Here is a 16,365-nt window from a genome sequence, read left to right on the forward strand (position 1 = left end):
TTTCTACATGCGCTTGGCGTCATTCCAGATCACCAACTTTCGCTCGATCAACGACAGCGGCCTCATCGATTCCACACAGCAGATCACGGCGGTCCTCGGACGGAATGACAGCGGTAAATCGAACCTGCTGCGCGCACTCCACAGCCTGAACCCGGCAGAGGGCCTGGCCGAACTCAGCCCCATCAAGGACTTCCCGCGCCACCGGCGGCTCGAGGAGTGCACTGGCGAAACGCCGGTCGTCTTCACGCGCTGGAGCCTCGACGAAAGCGAGCAGGCCGAGCTGGCCGGGATCCTGCCGCGCGCGGCGGGCGTGCGCCACGTCACGGCGGCCCGTGGCTATGCCACCGCGCGCCGGGCCGGGCTCGAAGGGCTCAATGCGCTGTCGCTCGACGTGAGCGACATCAAGGGCAAGGTCCGCAAGATCGTGCCGGCCGTGAAGGCCGCCGCAGAAAAGGTCGCCGAGGAAGCGAAGGCCACGCTCGAGCAGGAGGCCGACACCTTCGATGCCGCGATGATCATGAGCCCCGACTACATCAGGTGGTCTGCGGGCGCGGTCCAGGCGGCACAGGCCTTGCGCAAGGCGCTGGCCGTGGCGCGCGCCGAACTCAGCGACAAACAGGAGCAGATGCTGGCCGAGCTCGAGGACATGGCCCTGTCCATCGCCAATGACGCGCCCGCGCTCGCCCGCGCGCAGGCCTGGGTGATCGAAAAGCTGCCGCGCTTCATCTACGTCGACGAGTACCCGGCGCCGCCCGGCCGCCAGAACATCGCCGAGTACCTTGGGCGCCAGGGCTGGGGGCAGCTCACGCCCGCGCAGCAGAGCTTCGGCAAGCTGTGCAAGGTCGCGGGGCTCGATCCGCAGCAGCTGCAGGACCTGCTGGAAAAGAACGACCAGGCCACGCGCAACCAGCTCGCCAATCGCGCGGGCTCGGTGGTGACGGCCGAGGTCCGCCGCCTGTGGAAGGACCGTGCGCTGAAGGTGCGCTTCAACCTCGACGGGCAGTACCTCGACACGCTGGTGTCCGACCCGAACGGCGCCTACGAGGTCGAAGTGAACCTCGACGAGCGCAGCCGCGGCTTCCAGTGGTTCTTCTCGTTCTACATCGCGTTCTTTGCTGACACGAAGGGCGGGCGTGCGGAAGACGCGGTGCTGCTGCTGGACGAACCCGGGCTGCACCTGCACCCGCACTCGCAGGCCGACCTGCTGGCGCACTTCGAGAAAGACTTCGGCAACCAGATCATCTACACCACGCACTCGCCGTTCATGGTGCCTGCGCATCGGCTCGACTCGGTGCGCACGGCCAGCCTCGGCGAGACCAGCGGCACCACTGTGAGCAATGCCGCGGAGGGCGACGAGCGCACGCTGTTCCCGCTGAAGGCTGCACTGGCACTGAGCCGGCTTGGGAGCGAGCCGGTGGAGGTGGAGGCCGCGAAGGCCGTGGCTGTGAAGGCGGAGCCGACGAAGCCGGCGGCTGCAAGAACGGTGACTGCAGAGGGCGTGAAGCCTGTCAGGGCGGCCAAGCCCGTGGAGGTGATGCCTGCCGCCGTGGCAGCGCCTGCCGAAGTGGCGCCCGTTGCCGCAGTCGTTGAGCCTGTCGCCGCACCGATCGCCGCACCGGTCGCTGCCCCGGTCGCGGTGCCACCCGTCACCGTGGCTGCGGCTCCCGCGCCCATGGCCGCGCCTGCCGAGGCGGTCGCCGAGCAGGTGGAACCGGGCTGATCATCCGCGCGCGGCCTGCCTCGTGACCGGGGTGGGCGGGACTTCGTCGCCCTCCTTGAACATCCGCTCCCCCGCAAAGTCCACAAACGCCCGCACCTTCGGCGACAACTGCCGGCTCGACGGCCACAGCGCCGAGAACTGCCCCTGCCGCACGAGGTGCGTGGCCAGCACGCGCTGAAGCTCGCCGCGGTACAGCGAATCGCGCGCCAGGAAGTCGGGCATGTAGGCCACGCCGAGTCCGGCCACGGCCGCGCCCAGCATGGCTTCCATGTTGTTGCACAGCAGGCCGGGCGGCAGTTGCGCGGGCAGCCCGGGCAGGTCCCATTCCTCGACCTTGCCGCCGGTCACGAACTTGTATCGCAGGCAGGCGTGCTGTATCAGGTCGGCCGGCACCTGTGGCACGCCGTGGCGTTCGAGATAAGCCGGTGAGGCCACCAGCACGAACTGGAACGGGCCGAGCCGCCGCGCCACCAGTTGCGAATCGACCAGGTCGCCGCTGCGGATGGCTACATCGACGCCCTCGGCGATCACGTCGACCAGCCGGTCGTTGAAGTCGAGGTCGAGCTCGATCTCGGGGTAGCGCGCCTTGAAGTCCGGCAGGATCGGCAGCAGGAAGCGGTAGCCGATGGTCGGCAGGCTCACGCGCAGCCGGCCGCGCGGGGCGGCGACGGCGTCTTGCATCATGGCGCGCGCATCGTCCAGCTCGTCGAGGATGCGGCGGCAGCGCTCGTGGAAGAGCGCGCCTTCCTGCGTCAGCCGCGTGTGGCGCGTGGTGCGGTTGAAAAGGCGCACGCCGAGCTGCTGTTCGAGCCGTGCGACATTCTTGCCCACCGCCGAAGCCGAGATGCCCAGCTGCCGGCCGGCCTTGGCAAAGCTCAGCTGGTCGGCCGCGCGCACGAAAGATTCGAGTCCGCTGAAGCTGTCCATGGATTAGCAACCCTGGGTTGGGAGTGTGAGGATCACTGGCGTCATTTTCATTCCATTGATTCCTTTCTATCTTCTGTGGCTTCCTTTCTCCTGCGTGAAAGCCTTCGATGTCCACGTCTTCCCCCAACAAGAACTGGCTGCTGGCCGCCGTCTGCCTGGCAGCGCTGGGCATGCCGCTGAGCTTCACCGGCCCGGCGGTGGTGCTGCCCGCGGTCCGCGATGCGCTGGGCGGCAGCCCGGTGCAGCTCAACTGGGTGACCAACGCCTTCATGCTGAGCTTCGGCGCCACGCTGATGGCGGCCGGGGCGCTGGCCGATGCCTATGGGCGCAAGCGCGTGTTCCTGCTGGGGCTCGCGGTGGTGGCGCTGAGCAGCTCGCTGCTGACGCTGGCCCCGGGCATCGTCGCCTTCGATCTGGCGCGGGCCCTGCAGGGGCTGGGCTCGGCCGCGGCCTTTGCGGCGGGCACGGCCGCGCTGGCGCAGGTGTTCGACGGCGCGGCGCGCACGCGGGCCTTCAGCCTGATCGGAACTTCGTTCGGCGTGGGGCTGTCGTGCGGCTCCATCCTCTCGGGCTGGCTCGCTGAGAGCTTCGGCTGGCAGGCGGTGATGCTGAGCCCCGGCGCGGTCAGCCTCGTGGCGCTGTGCATCGCCGCGCCGAGCATGCGCGAGTCGCGCAATCCGGATGCCATGGGGCTCGACATGCCGGGCACAGCGACTTTCACCGCCGCGCTGAGCCTGCTGACGCTCGGCGTGCTGCAGGCGCCCGCCAGCGGCTGGGGCAGCCCGTGGGTGCTTTGCGCGCTGGCGGGCGCGGCGCTGATGGGCGCGGCCTTCATCGCCATCGAGCGGCGCGTGGCGCATCCGATGCTCGATCTGTCGCTGTTCCGTTTTCCGCGCTTCGTGGGCGTGCAACTGCTGGCTGCCGCGCCGGCCTATGGCTTCGTCGTGCTGCTGGTGCTGTTGCCGATCCGCTTCATCGGGCTGGAAGGGCGCAGCGCAATCGAGGCGGGGACTTTCATGTTCGCTCTCTCGGGGCCGATCCTCGTCGTGCCGACGCTGGCGGCATCGCTTGCGCACCGGTTCTCGGCGGGCGTGATCTCGGCCGTGGGGCTGCTGGTGTGCGCGGCGGGGCTGTTCTGGCTCAGCCGCTGCGCGCCGGGCACGCCGCTGCACGACATCGTGTGGCCGCTGTTGTTGATCGGCGCCGGCATCGGCCTGCCGTGGGGCTTGATGGACGGGCTGGCCGTGAGCGTGGTGCCGCGCGAGCGTGCGGGCATGGCATCGGGCATCTTCAACACCGTGCGGGTGGCGGGGGAGGGGATTGCGCTGGCGCTGGTGGGGGCCGGGCTGACGGCACTTGTGACGGCGCGACTGGGGCCTGCCGCCGCCGCATCGCAGGCGGCGCAGCGCGTCACGACCGGGGACTTGTCCCAGGCGCTGGCCCTGCTGCCCGGCATGGACCGCGCGGCGCTGCTGCATGCCTACGGCGCGGCGTTCGGCACGCTGCTGTGCGTGCTGGCAGGCGTGACGGTGGTGACGGCGCTGGTGGTGTTCGCGTTCCTGCGTGGCGAGACGCACGCTGAGGCTGGTGCCGTGGCGCTGGAGTCGACGGCCTGTTGAGACCTGCTCAGGCTTGCGCGGCCGCCTCGAAGATGTCGCGCAGCCATTGCGTGAACACTCGCACCCGCGACGACAGCTGCCGGTTCTGCGCGTACAGCACCGAGACCGGCATCGGCGGTGGCGCGAAGCCGGGCAGCAGCACCTTCAGTCGCCCGTCTGCAAGTTCGCTGGCCACGCGATAGCGCGGCACCTGCACCAGCCCCAGGCCCGCGACGGCCGAGCCGGTGTACAGGTCGGCGCCCGTCACCGAGACGATGCCGCCGAGCTGCACGCTCGTCACCCGCCCGTCGACCGTGAATTCGAGCGGCACCGCCTTGCCCGTGGCGCTGGAGATGTAGTGGATGGCGCGGTGCGCCGACAGCGCTTCCACGCTCTCGGGCTCGCCGTGCTGCGCCAGGTAGGCCGGGCTCGCGACCGTGACCTGCGGCAGCAGCGCCACGCGCCGCCCGACCATCGATGAATCTTGCAGCGTGCCCGCGCGCAGGACGCAGTCGACGCCTTCGCGCACCAGGTCGACCAGCCGGTCGTCTTCGCCGATGTGCAGTTCCAGGTCGGGATATCGCGTCAGGAACGCCGGCAGCGCGGGCACCACGAAATGCCGCGCCAGCGTGCCCTGCAGGTTCACGCGCAGCAGCCCCTTGGGCGCCTCGTCGCGGAACAGGCCTTCGGCCTCTTCGACGTCGGCCAGCAGCCGAACGCAGCGGCGGTAGTAGGCCTCGCCGTCCTGCGTGAGGCGCACGGTGCGGGTGGTGCGCTCCAGCAGCCGGGTTCCCAGGCGCTGCTCCACGCGCTTGATCAGGTTGGTGACGGTGGCGCGCGGAATCTGCAGGTCTTCGGACGCCTGCGTGAAGCTCTGGCGCTCGGCGATGCGTACGAAGGCCAGCATTTCCTGGAAGCGGTCCATGGCCGGGCTCCGAATCTATTGTTGAAATAAATGGAATAGTAATGGCAATTTGAGGCTGATTATCTTTGTATGGGAACGATCGATCATTCGTCTCACCAACCCACCACTGCACAGGAAACAGCCATGAACAAGCCCTCCAACTCCAAAGTCGCCCTCGTCACCGGCGCATCGCGCGGCATCGGCGCCGCCATTGCGCGGCGTCTCGCCAAGGACGGCTTCGCGGTCGCCGTCAACTACGCGTCGAGCCCGGCGCAGGCCGACGCCCTCGTCGCCGAACTGCAGGCCGCCGGCGGCAAGGCTTTCGCGGTCAAGGCCGACGTGGCCAGCGCCGGCGAAGTGCGCGCCATGTTCGACGCCGTCGAGGTGCAACTCGGCAAGGTCGACGTGCTGGTCAACAACGCCGGCGTGCTCAAGACCGTGCCGCTGGCCGAGCACACGGACGCGCTCTACGACCAGACCTTCGACATCAACGTGCGCGGCACCTTCAACACGCTGCGCGAAGCCGCCACGCGCGTCAACGAGGGCGGGCGCGTCGTCAACTTCTCGAGCACCACGCTCGCGCTGAACATGCCCGGCTATGCGATCTACAACGCCACCAAGGCGGCGGTCGAGGCCTTCACGCACGTCTTCGCCAAGGAGCTGCGCGGCCGAAACATCACGGTGAATGCCGTGGCGCCGGGCCCGATCGCCACCTCGCTGTTCCTCGACGGCAAGACCGACGAACAGATCCAGACCTTCGCCAGGATGCCGCCGCTGCAGCGCCTCGGCCAGCCCGAGGACATCGCCTCGGTGGTGGCCTTCCTCGCCGGCCCGGACGCGGGCTGGGTCAACGGGCAGGTCCTGCGCGCCAACGGCGGCGTGGCCTGAGCCATTCGCTTTCTCGGATCAACCCAACCCATACGGAGAAACCTCATGCAAAAGCAGATCATCCTGGTCACCGGTGCTGGCACCGGCATCGGCAAGCTCGGCGCGCAATCGCTGGCCGAAGCCGGCCACGTCGTCTACGCGTCGATGCGCGACATCGCGGGCCGCAATGCCGGCCGCGCCGCCGAACTGCGCTCGCTTGCCGCGGCGAAGAACATTCAGCTCTACCCACTCGAACTCGACGTGCTCTCGCAGGACTCGGCCGATGCCGCCGCCGCGACCATCGTGCGCGAGCAGGGCCACCTCGACGTGGTGATGCAGAACGCCGGCCACCTCGTGGTCGGTCCGACCGAGGCCTTCACGCCCGAAGAGATCGTGAAGGTGTTCGACACCAACGTGCTCGGCGCGCAGCGCGTGAACCGCGCGGTGCTGCCGTACCTGCGCAGGCAGGAATCGGGGCTGATACTGTGGATCAGCAGCACCACCACCAAGGGCGGCTTTCCGCCGTTCATGGGCCCTTATGGCGCGGCCAAGGCGGCGATGGATTCGCTGGCCGTCACGCTGGCCTACGAGATCGCGCGCTTCGGCATCGAGACTTCCATCGTCGTGCCGGGCGCATTCACCAGGGGCACCGACCACTTCCCGAGCGCGGGCAAGCCGGCCGATGCCGCGACCGCCGCCGCCTACAGCCGCTACGACGGCGTGATGGACCAGATCGGCGAACGCCTCTCGGCGCTGACGCCCGACAACGCCGACCCGCAGGCCGTGGCCGACGAAATCGTGCGCATCGTGGGCTTGCCCGCCGGCACACGGCCGATGCGCTCGCTGATCGACTTCGTGGGCGACGGTGCTACGGAGGTGTTCGAGGTGTCGGAGCGTGTGCGCATCGAGTTCGCGAAGCGCATCGGCATGGGCGATCTGCTCGAAGCGAAGGTACGGCGCCAAGAGGCCAAGAAGCTAAGAGGAAGTTAAGGGAGGCGTCATAAAAGGTGGGTCGGTCTTCCTGTCCAATAGCGGCATGGAAAACCCACCCCACGACCTCGCGGAACGCGTGACCGAGCTCGAGATCAAGTCGAGCTACGCCGAAGACCTGCTCGACCAGCTGAACATGACGATCTACCGCCAGCAGCAGCAGATCGACCGGCTGATCCTGCAGGTGACGCAACTCAAGGAGCAGGCGCAAAGCGCGGGTCAGGACGGCGCTGCGCGCAACCCGCGCGACGAGCTACCGCCGCACTATTGAAGACGTTCAGCCGTGCGAGTGCCAGAGCACGGCGAAGAAATGGCAGGTGCTGCCCGCCAGCACGAACAGGTGCCACACCGAATGCGCGAAGCGCACCTTGTTGTCGAACAGGAACACCACGGCGCCCGCCGTATAGAAGAGCCCGCCGGCCACCAGCCAACCCAGCCCCGCCGGTGACATGCGCTCGTACAGCGGCACGGCAGCCATCAGCGCCATCCACCCCATCGCCACATAGAGTCCGGTCGACCACAGCGGATGCTGCAGCCGGTTGAACAGCTTGGCGCTCACGCCCAGCACGGCCGCCGCGCAGATGGCGCCGAACAGCGTCCACCCCAGCGGACCGCGCAGCACGCCGAACACGAAGGGCATGTAGCTGCCCGCGATGAACAGGTAGATGGCCGCGTGGTCCAGCCGGTTGAACCAGGCCTTGGCCCGGCCCATGGGCAGTGCGTGGTACAGCGTGGAGATCAGGTACAGCACGATGGCCGTGCCCGCGAACAGGCAGGCGCCGACCACGCCCGCGGCCTGCCCCTTCTGCGCCGCGTTGTAGACCAGGATGGGCAGCGCGGCGATGGCCAGCGCCAGGCCCAGGCCGTGGCTCAGGGCATTGAAGAGTTCTTCCATCGCCGTCTGGTCGCGGGCTGCCAGCACGGAGGTGCGCTGCGAGGGTTGCGTCTGGGAGGGAGCTGTCGTCATCGGAACCTCATGCAGATGGAGGGATGCAGTGGTTGCCTACTTGACCTGCTGCTTGCCCAGCTTGCGCGCCAGCGTGCGCCGGTGCATGCCGAGCCTGCGCGCGGTCTCCGAGATGTTGAAGCCGGTTTCGGCCAGCGTCTCGTGGATGCGCTCCCATTCGAGCGTCTTGATCGAGGTCGAGCGGTTGGTCAGCTCGACCTCTGTGGTGCCGGCGGCTCGGCCGAAGGCGGCCTCGATGTCGTCGGTGTTCGACGGCTTGGCCAGGTAGTGGCAGGCGCCGAGCTTGATGGCCTCGACGGCGGTGGCGATGCTGGCGAAGCCCGTCAGCACCACGATCAGCATCTCGGCGTTGTGCCGGTGCAGCATCTGCACGCAGGCCAGGCCCGAGGCCTCGCCGTTGAGCTTGAGGTCGACCACCGCGTAGCCCGGCGACGAGGTGGCGAGCAGCGCCTCGACGTCTCCGAGGTTGTTGGCGAGCGCCACGGCATAGCCGCGCCGCTCGAAGGAGCGGCCGAGTGTGCGCGCGAAGGCGTCGTCGTCCTCGACGATCAGCAACTGGCGCTCAGCTCCGGTTTCGGTCATGGCCTTCCGTTTCGATGGTCTCGCCGTCGAGGACCTCTTCGTCCCCTGCTTCTTCTTCCAGCACGATGGCCGCGAGCGGCAGCGTGATCGTCACGATCGCGCCGCCCTCGGGCCGGTTGGCCGCCGCGACGCGGCCACCCACGGTGCGCGCCACGTTGACGACCAGGAACAGCCCCAGCCCGCCGCCGGGTCGCCCCTTGCTCGACTGGTAGGGCTTGCCGAACTCCTTCAGGATGGCCGGCAGGAAGCCGGGGCCCGCGTCGGTGACCGTGATCGTCAGCGCGTCGGCGTCGTGCGCCGCTTCGAGGCGCAGCCAGTGCGGCGACGCCTCCAGCGCATTGTCGAGCACGTTGCAGATCATCTGCTTCAGCGCCGAGTCCGAGACCATGGGCAGGTCGCGGCCGAAGCGATTGTCGTATTCGAAATCTTCCACCGGGCGGGTGGTGCGCCACTCTTCGATCAGGTCGTCGAGGAAGGTGCTGACGGTGGTTTCCTCGGAGGACTCGCCGCGCGCCTCGCCGGCCGACAGCAGGATGCCGCTCACGATGCTCTTGCAGCGCTGGATCTGCAGCTCCATCTCGGCCACCTCGGTCAGCAGCTCGGGGTCGGAGCTGAAGTGTGGCAGCCGGCGCCAGTCGCCGAGGATCACGGCCAGCGTGGCCAGCGGCGTGCCCAGCTCGTGCGCCGCGCCCGAAGCCAGCAGGCCCATGCGCACGATGTGTTCTTCCTCCGAGGCGCGCTGGCGCAGGTCGGCCAGCCGCGCGTCGCGCGCGCGCAGGTTGCGGCTGATGCGGGTGATGAAGATCACGAGCAGCGCCGCGTTCAGCGCGAAGCACACCAGCATGCCCTGGACGAAGGGGCTCCAGAGGCCGCGGTCGTGGTCCAGCGGCAGCGCGAGCGGGCGCGAGAACAGCGCCAGCCCGGCGAAGCAGATGCTGGTGATGACCACGATGGTCCAGGTCGACCATGGCTTCAGCAGCACTGCGCCCAGCGTCACCTGCAGCAGGAACAGGAACACGAAGGGGTTGGTGGCGCCGCCGCTCAGGTAGAGCTGCGCGGTGAGCGTGGCCACATCGACCAGCAGCGCGAGGAACAGTTCGCCGTTCGTCACGCGCCGGTGGCTGCGCGAGCGCAGCAGGCTGACCATGTTGAAGAGCGCCAGGCAGGCCAGCACCTGCAGCATGTGGTCCAGCGGCAGGCGGATCGCGAAGCCGTAGTGCACCACCAGGATGGTGACCACTTGCCCGACCACGGCGAACCAGCGCAGCTGGATCAGCTGCTGCATGTTCTGGTGGCCGGTGGCGTTGTCGAGGCTCGCGACACCGGCGCGGGGGGCGTGCAGCTCTCCTGCGATCGCCTCAATCGCGGTGGGCATCTTCGGCAGGGCGGGTGTCGGCATGGGCCGCATTTTCGCTGCGCCGCACGAACCAGGCGGCGATCAGCACCATCAGCGCCAGGCCATACCAGGTCAGGGCGTAGACGAGATGGCTGTTGGGGAAGGCGATGACCGTGAGGCCGGCGGCGGGCCAGGCCGGGGTGCCGTTCGCAGCCTGCGCGGGAGCGGCCTCGGCATCGACGAAGTAGGGCGCGACGTTGTTCAGGCCGCGCGCCGCGGCAATGGCCTGCACGTCGCGCGAGAACCAGCGCTCGCCGGCCGGATCGTTCTTGCGCAGGAAGCCGCCCTTGGGTTCGGTCAGGCGCAACAGGCCGGCGACGTTGGTTTCGCCCTGCGGCTCTGGCGCGGTGCGGGCCTGGCGTTCGCGCGCCTCGGGCGGCACGAAGCCGCGATTGACCAGCACCACGGTGCCTTCGGTCGTGCGCAGCGGGGTCAGCACCCAGAAGCCCGGGCCGAGCTTCGTGCTGGCCTGCACCAGCGTTTCCTTGTCATGGAGGAAGATGCCGGCGAGGCGGACATGCCGGTATTCGTCGTTGGCCGCGTTGACGGTGGGCCATTCGGTTCGCCCGGGGGCCGTGGCGGCCGGGGCATGCACGCGCTGGTCGACGCGGGCGATGAGATCGAGCTTCCAGGCCCTGCGCTCGACCTGCCAGGTGCCGAGCGAGATGAAGCCGGCAAAGGCGAGAGCGGCGCAGACCGCCAGCGCCACCCGCGCCACCCGCGAGGTATCGGAACGCTGGCGCGCGGCCTGCTGCGTCATCAGGGCATGTTCTTCATGTCGTGCATCGAGTGCGGCATCATGTTGGTGTTCATGTGGTACATGACCCACAGCGAACCGGCCAGCGTGATGACCACGAGCACCAGCGTGAAGATCAGTGCCAGCATGTTCCAGCCGCCTTCGGACTTGGCGTCCATGTGCAGGAAGTACACCATGTGCACCACGATCTGCACCACGGCAAAGGCCAGGATGACCAGCGCGGTGGTGCCTGGCTTGTCGAAGACCTTGCCCATCACGATCCAGAACGGAATGGCGGTGAGGATCACGGCCAGCACGAAGCCGGTCATGTAGCCCTTGAAGGTGCTGTGGCTCACCGGGCCGTCGTCGTGGCCGTGGTCGTCATGGCCATGGGCGCCATGGCCGGCGGTTTCGATATGCGCGCTCATTGCAGCGATCCCATCAGGTACACGAAGGTGAAGACGCCGATCCAGACCACGTCCAGGAAGTGCCAGAACATCGACAGGCACATCAGGCGTCGGCGGTTGGCGGCGGTGAAGCCGTGCTTGGGCAGCTGGATCATCAGCACGATGAGCCAGACGATGCCGAAGGTCACGTGCAGCCCGTGGGTGCCCACCAGCGCGAAGAACGACGACAGGAAGGCGCTGCGCTGCGGGCCGGCGCCTTCGTGGATCAGGTGCGCGAACTCGTACAGCTCCAGGCCGATGAAGCCCGCGCCCAGCAGGCCGGTGATGGCCAGCCAGAGCAGCACGCCGCCCATGCGGCGCTGCTGCATCTGGAGCACGGCAAAGCCGTAGGTGATGGACGAGAACAGCAGCAGCGAGGTGTTGATCGCCACCAGCGGCAGGTCGAACAGGTCGGCGCCCGAGGGGCCGGCCGCGTAGCTGCGGCCCAGCACGCCATACACCGCGAACAGGCAGGCGAAGACCAGGCAGTCGCTCATCAGGTAGAGCCAGAACCCGAGCAGCGTGCCGTTCTCGGGGTGGTGGTCTTCGTTGCGGACGTTGAACACCTCGAAGGTGGGCACGCTCGAGGCGTTGCCCACGGTGTTCGCGTGGCTGGAGGGGAGGGCGGTACTGTTAGACATGGGCGGCCAGCAGGCGCGTGCGCGCGTCTTCGGTGCGAACGACTTCATCCGCGGGGATGTGGTAGTCGCGCTTGTAGTTGAAGGTATGGATGATCACGGCGGCGAGCATGGAGAAGAAGCCGATGCCGGCCACGAGCCACATCTGCCAGATCAGAGCGAAGCCGCACAGCGCGGCCAGCGCGGCGATGATGAAGCCGGCGGCCGTGTTCTTGGGCATGTGGATCGGGCTGAAGCCTTCCACCGGACGCTCGTAGCCGCGGGCCTTCATGTCGGACCAGGCGTCGTTGTCATGGATGCGCGGCGTGAAGGCGAAGTTGTAGGCCGGCGGCGGCGACGAGGTCGACCACTCCAGCGTGCGGCCGTTCCACGGGTCGCCCGTGGTGTCGCGCAGCGACTCGCGGCGGATGTAGCTCACCACCAGCTGGATGATGAACGAGCCGATGCCCAGCGCGATCAGCACGGCGCCGAAGGCAGCAACCTGGAACCAGATCTGCAGCGACATGTCCTGGAAGTGGTTCATGCGGCGCGTGACGCCCATCAGGCCCAGGATGTACAGCGGCATGAAGGCGAACCAGAAGCCGACGATCCAGAACCAGAACGAGCACTTGCCCCAGAACGGATCGAGCTTGTAGCCGAAGGCCTTCGGGAACCAGTAGGTGATGCCGGCCAGCATGCCGAACAGCACGCCGCCGATGATCACGTTGTGGAAGTGGGCGATCAGGAACAGGCTGTTGTGCAGCACGAAGTCGGCCGGGGGAACGGCCAGCAGCACGCCGGTCATGCCGCCGATCACGAAGGTGATCATGAAGCCGATGGTCCACATCATGGGCAGCTCGAAGCGGATGCGGCCGCGGTACATGGTGAAGAGCCAGTTGAAGATCTTCGCGCCCGTCGGGATCGAGATGATCATCGTCGTGATGCCGAAGAACGAGTTCACGCTGGCGCCGGAGCCCATGGTGAAGAAGTGGTGCAGCCACACGAGGTACGACAGGATCGTGATCACGACCGTCGCGTACACCATCGAGGCGTAGCCGAACAGGCGCTTGCCCGAGAAGGTGGAGACCACTTCCGAGAAGATGCCGAAGGCCGGCAGGATCAGGATGTATACCTCGGGGTGGCCCCAGATCCAGATCAGGTTCACGTACATCATGGCGTTGCCGCCGAGGTCGTTCGTGAAGAAGTTGGTGCCGACGTAGCGGTCGAGCGACAGCAGGGCCAGCACGGCGGTCAGCACCGGGAAGGCGGCGACGATCAGCACGTTGGTGCACAGGGCGGTCCAGGTGAAGACGGGCATCTTCATCATGGTCATGCCGGGCGCGCGCATCTTCACGATGGTCGCCAGCAGGTTCACGCCAGAGAGCAATGTGCCCACCCCCGCTATCTGCAACGACCAGATGTAGTAGTCGACCCCCACGTCGGGACTGAACAGGATGCCCGACAGCGGCGGATAGGCCAGCCAGCCGGTCTTGGCGAACTCGCCGACGAACAGCGACGCCATCACCAGGCCAGCGCCGAAGGTGGTCATCCAGAAGCTGAAGTTGTTCAGGAACGGGAAGGCCACGTCGCGCGCGCCGATCTGCAGCGGCACCACGAAGTTCATGAGGCCCGTGACCAGCGGCATCGCCACGAAGAAGATCATGATCACGCCGTGGGCGGTGAAGACCTGGTCGTAGTGGTGCGGTGGCAGGAAGCCGGCGTTGTCGCCGAAGGCCATCGCCTGCTGGGCCCGCATCATCAGGGCGTCGGCGAAGCCGCGAAGCAGCATCACCAGGCCCAGGATGATGTACATGATGCCGATCTTCTTGTGGTCGATGCTGGTGATCCAGTCGCGCCACAGCATGCCCCACAGCTTGAAGTAGGTCAGCGCGCCCAGCACGGCGATGCCGCCCAGCACCACGCCCGCGAAGGTCGCGAGCAGGATGGGTTCGTGGAAGGGAATCGCCTCCCAGGAGAGGCGGCCGAAGACGAGCTTCGTCAGGTCTAGGTTCTGCAACATCTTATTCTTCGGTGGTGCACATCGCGGTGACGTACTTGCGCTTGGGCGAATCGAGGGAGTCGGCCTGCCAGGCCTGCTTGGTGGCGACGTTGAAGGCGCCGGGCTTGCCCAGGCCGCCGTCGGCGTCGATGGCCATCATTTCCTTCATGCACATCTTGCTGCGGTCGACGCACAGGTTGAGGATGGCGTCGTACAGCGCGGGGTCCACCGACGCGTAGTGGCGCACGGGCTCGCGTTCGCTCGGCACCTCGAGCTTCTTCTGGTAGAGCTCGCGCGTGAGTTCGCCGTCCTTGCCGGCCTTGACCTTCTGCACCCACTGGTCGAAGTCGCCGTTGCTCAGGCCGTGGAACTTGAAGCGCATGCCCGAGAAGCCGGCGCCGCTGTAGTTGGCGGAGAAGCCTTCGAACTCGCCCGGCTTGTTGATCACCGCGTGCAGCTTGGTCTCCATGCCCGGCATGGCGTAGATCTGGCCGGCCAGAGCGGGGATGAAGAACGAGTTCATGACCGAGGAGGCCGTGATCTTGAAGCTGATCGGGCGGTCCACCGGGGCGGCCAGCTCGTTCACCGTGGCGATGCCCTGCTCGGGGTAGATGAAGAGCCACTTCCAGTCGAGGGCCACCACTTCGACCACCAGCGGCTTGGCTTCGGCCGGGATTGCGCGTTGCGCGTCGAGGCGGCGCAGCGGCTGGTAGGGGTCGAGCGTGTGGGTGCTGATCCAGGTGATGGCGCCCAGCGCGATGATGATGAGCAGCGGCGCCGCCCAGATCGCCAGTTCGAGCTGGGTCGAGTGGTCCCAGTCGGGGCTGTAGGTGGCCTCCTTGTTCGACTGGCGGTAGCGCCAGGCAAAGAAGACGGTCAGGGCGATCACCGGGATGATGATGATCAGCATCAGCACGGTGGAGACGACGATGAGGCGTCCCTGCTGATTGGCGATGTCGCCGGAGGGGTTCATCAACACCGTGTTGCAGCCCGCCAGGAGCATGGCGGAAAGCAGCAGGAGTGATCGGCGAAGGTTCTTGAGGATGTGCATGCCGGGGGAAAAGAGGTGCAGGGGCGACGCAAAAAGACCCCACAATCTACGCTCGAAGACGGGTTTCGCCTATTGGACGTTTTGTCCTATGGCGGTAAATGTGTTTCGGTGCGACGCTCTAGGTTCTCCATGGTCTTTTGTGTCGCGTCCAGGCGTGACACCTGAATTACAGCAAGCAATGACGACGTCCAGCATCAGTCCGCAAGGCGCACAGCCGCTGCCGAACTCGCCCGAGCACGGCGGCGCCCGGCAGGGCGACGACCACTCGCACATCGCCCCCGGCGAGATCGCGGTCGGCGTGATCATCGGCCGCGCCTCCGAATATTTCGACTTCTTCGTCTACGGCATCGCCTCGGTGCTGGTGTTCCCGGCGGTCTTCTTCCCCTTCGAGCAACACCTCGAAGGTGTTCTGTACTCGTTCCTGATCTTCTCCTTCGCCTTCATCGCGCGTCCGTTCGGAACTGTCATCTCGATGATGATCCAGCGACGTTTCGGGCGCGAGGCCAAGCTCACGCTGGCGCTTTTCGTGCTGGGCACCTCCACCGCCGGCATCGCCTTCCTTCCGGGCTACGCGAGCCTCGGCTTCACGGCCATCGTGCTGCTGTCGGTGTTCCGCTTCGGCCAGGGCCTGGCGCTGGGCGGCTCGTGGGACGGCCTGCCTTCGCTGCTGGCGCTGAATGCGCCCGCCAACCGCCGCGGCTGGTACGCGATGCTGGGCCAGCTGGGTGCGCCCATCGGCTTCTTCATTGCCAGCGCGCTGTTCGCCTACCTGTATTCGAGCCTGCCGTCCGAGGACTTCCTCGACTGGGGCTGGCGCTATTCCTTCTACGTGGCCTTCGCGATCAACGTGGTGGCGCTGTTCGCGCGCCTGCGCCTGGTGGCCACCGACGAATACTCGCGCCTGCTCGAGGAACGCGAACTGGAGCCCACCAGCGTGACCGAGCTGGTCCGCTCGCAGGGCGCCAACCTGCTGATCGGCGCTTTCGCCGCGCTGGCCAGCTATGCGCTGTTCCACCTGATCACCGTGTTCCCGCTGTCGTGGATCACGCTGTACTCCGACCAGTCGGTCAGCGAATTCCTGGTCGTGCAGATGATCGGCGCGGTGCTGGCCGCAGCCGGCATCGTGGCCTCGGGCCTGCTGGCCGACCGCATCGGCCGCCGCTTCACTCTGGGCGGCCTGGCCGCCGTGATTGCCGCGTTCAGTGGCTTCGCCCCCACGCTGCTCGACGGCGGCCGTCTCGGCCAGGACATCTTCATCCTGGTGGGCTTCGTGATCCTGGGCCTGTCGTACGGCCAGGCGGCCGGCGCCGTGACCTCGAACTTCGCGCCCAAGTACCGCTACGTCGGCGCGGCCCTGACGGCCGACCTGGCCTGGCTGATCGGCGCGGCGTTCGCGCCGCTGGTCGCGCTGGGCCTGTCGGCCCACTTCGGCCTGGCGTACGTCAGCGTCTACCTGCTGTCGGGCGCGGTCGCCACGCTGGCCGCGCTGGGGCTGAACCGGGCGCTGGCGCGCGACTGACCGGCTGCGCAGCCATTTCTTCCGTAAGGGGCCGTTTCGGCCCCTT

At 67.4% G+C, this 16,365-nt stretch carries 16 protein-coding genes; 6 read left to right on the forward strand and 10 right to left on the reverse strand.

Annotated elements, in window-relative coordinates; all coding sequences use genetic code 11:
* The first annotated feature begins 7 nt into the window (after positions 1 to 7).
* Positions 8 to 1,720, forward strand: a complete 1,713-nt coding sequence (locus AC1DFC_RS12475) for an AAA family ATPase (protein ID WP_478179322.1) — start codon at positions 8 to 10, stop codon at positions 1,718 to 1,720.
* Here AC1DFC_RS12475 and AC1DFC_RS12480 read toward each other — a convergent pair whose 3' ends face one another.
* Complete coding sequence (locus AC1DFC_RS12480; protein ID WP_007839236.1) at positions 1,721 to 2,647, reverse strand: LysR family transcriptional regulator; 927 nt, start codon at positions 2,645 to 2,647, stop codon at positions 1,721 to 1,723.
* A gap of 107 nt (positions 2,648 to 2,754) precedes the next feature.
* On the opposite strand from AC1DFC_RS12480, the gene AC1DFC_RS12485 reads away from it, so the two are divergent.
* Positions 2,755 to 4,266: an MFS transporter gene (locus AC1DFC_RS12485; protein ID WP_413335964.1), complete on the forward strand. Its 1,512-nt coding sequence runs from the start codon at positions 2,755 to 2,757 to the stop codon at positions 4,264 to 4,266.
* Positions 4,267 to 4,273: 7 nt separating this feature from the next.
* Here the strand turns inward: AC1DFC_RS12485 and AC1DFC_RS12490 are convergent, their stop codons facing one another.
* On the reverse strand, positions 4,274 to 5,170 hold the full coding sequence (locus tag AC1DFC_RS12490) for a LysR family transcriptional regulator (protein WP_413335962.1): 897 nt from the start codon (positions 5,168 to 5,170) through the stop codon (positions 4,274 to 4,276).
* Positions 5,171 to 5,293: 123 nt separating this feature from the next.
* On the opposite strand from AC1DFC_RS12490, the gene AC1DFC_RS12495 reads away from it, so the two are divergent.
* Genes AC1DFC_RS12495 through AC1DFC_RS12505 form a run of 3 tightly spaced genes read left to right on the forward strand, consistent with a single transcriptional unit; the run spans position 5,294 to position 7,277 of the window.
* Complete coding sequence (locus AC1DFC_RS12495; RefSeq protein ID WP_413335960.1) at positions 5,294 to 6,037, forward strand: SDR family oxidoreductase; 744 nt, start codon at positions 5,294 to 5,296, stop codon at positions 6,035 to 6,037.
* 45 nt (positions 6,038 to 6,082) lie between these two features.
* Positions 6,083 to 7,006 (forward strand): SDR family oxidoreductase, encoded by a 924-nt coding sequence (locus AC1DFC_RS12500; protein ID WP_413335958.1) that lies wholly within the window; start codon positions 6,083 to 6,085, stop codon positions 7,004 to 7,006.
* Between the two features lie 46 nt (positions 7,007 to 7,052).
* Complete coding sequence (locus AC1DFC_RS12505; RefSeq protein ID WP_007839244.1) at positions 7,053 to 7,277, forward strand: SlyX family protein; 225 nt, start codon at positions 7,053 to 7,055, stop codon at positions 7,275 to 7,277.
* Between the two features lie 6 nt (positions 7,278 to 7,283).
* Here the strand turns inward: AC1DFC_RS12505 and trhA are convergent, their stop codons facing one another.
* The 8 genes from trhA to cyoA are packed head-to-tail and all read right to left on the reverse strand — an operon-like array spanning position 7,284 to position 14,800.
* A complete protein-coding gene (trhA, locus tag AC1DFC_RS12510; protein WP_007839245.1) occupies positions 7,284 to 7,973 on the reverse strand; it encodes a PAQR family membrane homeostasis protein TrhA in 690 nt (229 codons plus the stop codon).
* Between the two features lie 36 nt (positions 7,974 to 8,009).
* Positions 8,010 to 8,555 (reverse strand): response regulator transcription factor, encoded by a 546-nt coding sequence (locus AC1DFC_RS12515; RefSeq protein ID WP_413315350.1) that lies wholly within the window; start codon positions 8,553 to 8,555, stop codon positions 8,010 to 8,012.
* The gene (locus tag AC1DFC_RS12520) at positions 8,536 to 9,930 is read right to left on the reverse strand and encodes an ATP-binding protein (protein ID WP_042674621.1); all 1,395 of its coding nucleotides are present in this window, start codon (positions 9,928 to 9,930) and stop codon (positions 8,536 to 8,538) included. Before AC1DFC_RS12520 ends, AC1DFC_RS12515 begins: the two co-directional genes overlap by 20 nt.
* Positions 9,914 to 10,711 (reverse strand): SURF1 family protein, encoded by a 798-nt coding sequence (locus tag AC1DFC_RS12525; protein WP_413335955.1) that lies wholly within the window; start codon positions 10,709 to 10,711, stop codon positions 9,914 to 9,916. Before AC1DFC_RS12525 ends, AC1DFC_RS12520 begins: the two co-directional genes overlap by 17 nt.
* Positions 10,711 to 11,115, reverse strand: coding sequence for a cytochrome o ubiquinol oxidase subunit IV (gene cyoD, locus AC1DFC_RS12530; RefSeq protein WP_007839253.1), 405 nt, complete (start codon positions 11,113 to 11,115; stop codon positions 10,711 to 10,713). The genes AC1DFC_RS12525 and cyoD overlap by 1 nt, the downstream gene beginning before the upstream one ends.
* Entirely contained in the window at positions 11,112 to 11,774 is a 663-nt protein-coding gene (gene cyoC, locus AC1DFC_RS12535; RefSeq protein WP_413315348.1) for a cytochrome o ubiquinol oxidase subunit III, read from the reverse strand. The genes cyoD and cyoC overlap by 4 nt, the downstream gene beginning before the upstream one ends.
* On the reverse strand, positions 11,767 to 13,770 hold the full coding sequence (gene cyoB, locus AC1DFC_RS12540; protein ID WP_413315346.1) for a cytochrome o ubiquinol oxidase subunit I: 2,004 nt from the start codon (positions 13,768 to 13,770) through the stop codon (positions 11,767 to 11,769). Before cyoB ends, cyoC begins: the two co-directional genes overlap by 8 nt.
* A 1-nt stretch (position 13,771) precedes the next feature.
* The gene (cyoA, locus tag AC1DFC_RS12545; RefSeq protein ID WP_042674611.1) at positions 13,772 to 14,800 is read right to left on the reverse strand and encodes a ubiquinol oxidase subunit II; all 1,029 of its coding nucleotides are present in this window, start codon (positions 14,798 to 14,800) and stop codon (positions 13,772 to 13,774) included.
* Between the two features lie 178 nt (positions 14,801 to 14,978).
* Here cyoA and AC1DFC_RS12550 point away from each other — a divergent pair, with 178 nt between their 5' ends.
* Positions 14,979 to 16,319 (forward strand): MFS transporter, encoded by a 1,341-nt coding sequence (locus AC1DFC_RS12550; RefSeq protein ID WP_007839257.1) that lies wholly within the window; start codon positions 14,979 to 14,981, stop codon positions 16,317 to 16,319.
* Positions 16,320 to 16,365 lie beyond the last annotated feature (46 nt).

The sequence above is a fragment of the Variovorax sp. 10L421 genome (assembly GCF_056395365.1).

Coding starts and splice junctions, on each gene's coding strand:
- cyoB (WP_413315346.1), bottom strand. CDS start 13,770: ATGTTGCAGAACCTAGACCTGACGAAGCTCGTCTTCGGCCGCCTCTCC.
- AC1DFC_RS12520 (WP_042674621.1), bottom strand. CDS start 9,930: ATGCCCACCGCGATTGAGGCGATCGCAGGAGAGCTGCACGCCCCCCGC.
- AC1DFC_RS12475 (WP_478179322.1), top strand. CDS start 8: ATGCGCTTGGCGTCATTCCAGATCACCAACTTTCGCTCGATCAACGAC.
- trhA (WP_007839245.1), bottom strand. CDS start 7,973: ATGACGACAGCTCCCTCCCAGACGCAACCCTCGCAGCGCACCTCCGTG.
- cyoA (WP_042674611.1), bottom strand. CDS start 14,800: ATGCACATCCTCAAGAACCTTCGCCGATCACTCCTGCTGCTTTCCGCC.
- AC1DFC_RS12550 (WP_007839257.1), top strand. CDS start 14,979: ATGACGACGTCCAGCATCAGTCCGCAAGGCGCACAGCCGCTGCCGAAC.
- AC1DFC_RS12480 (WP_007839236.1), bottom strand. CDS start 2,647: ATGGACAGCTTCAGCGGACTCGAATCTTTCGTGCGCGCGGCCGACCAG.
- AC1DFC_RS12485 (WP_413335964.1), top strand. CDS start 2,755: ATGTCCACGTCTTCCCCCAACAAGAACTGGCTGCTGGCCGCCGTCTGC.
- AC1DFC_RS12490 (WP_413335962.1), bottom strand. CDS start 5,170: ATGGACCGCTTCCAGGAAATGCTGGCCTTCGTACGCATCGCCGAGCGC.
- AC1DFC_RS12505 (WP_007839244.1), top strand. CDS start 7,053: ATGGAAAACCCACCCCACGACCTCGCGGAACGCGTGACCGAGCTCGAG.
- cyoD (WP_007839253.1), bottom strand. CDS start 11,115: ATGAGCGCGCATATCGAAACCGCCGGCCATGGCGCCCATGGCCATGAC.
- AC1DFC_RS12525 (WP_413335955.1), bottom strand. CDS start 10,711: ATGACGCAGCAGGCCGCGCGCCAGCGTTCCGATACCTCGCGGGTGGCG.
- cyoC (WP_413315348.1), bottom strand. CDS start 11,774: ATGTCTAACAGTACCGCCCTCCCCTCCAGCCACGCGAACACCGTGGGC.
- AC1DFC_RS12500 (WP_413335958.1), top strand. CDS start 6,083: ATGCAAAAGCAGATCATCCTGGTCACCGGTGCTGGCACCGGCATCGGC.
- AC1DFC_RS12495 (WP_413335960.1), top strand. CDS start 5,294: ATGAACAAGCCCTCCAACTCCAAAGTCGCCCTCGTCACCGGCGCATCG.
- AC1DFC_RS12515 (WP_413315350.1), bottom strand. CDS start 8,555: ATGACCGAAACCGGAGCTGAGCGCCAGTTGCTGATCGTCGAGGACGAC.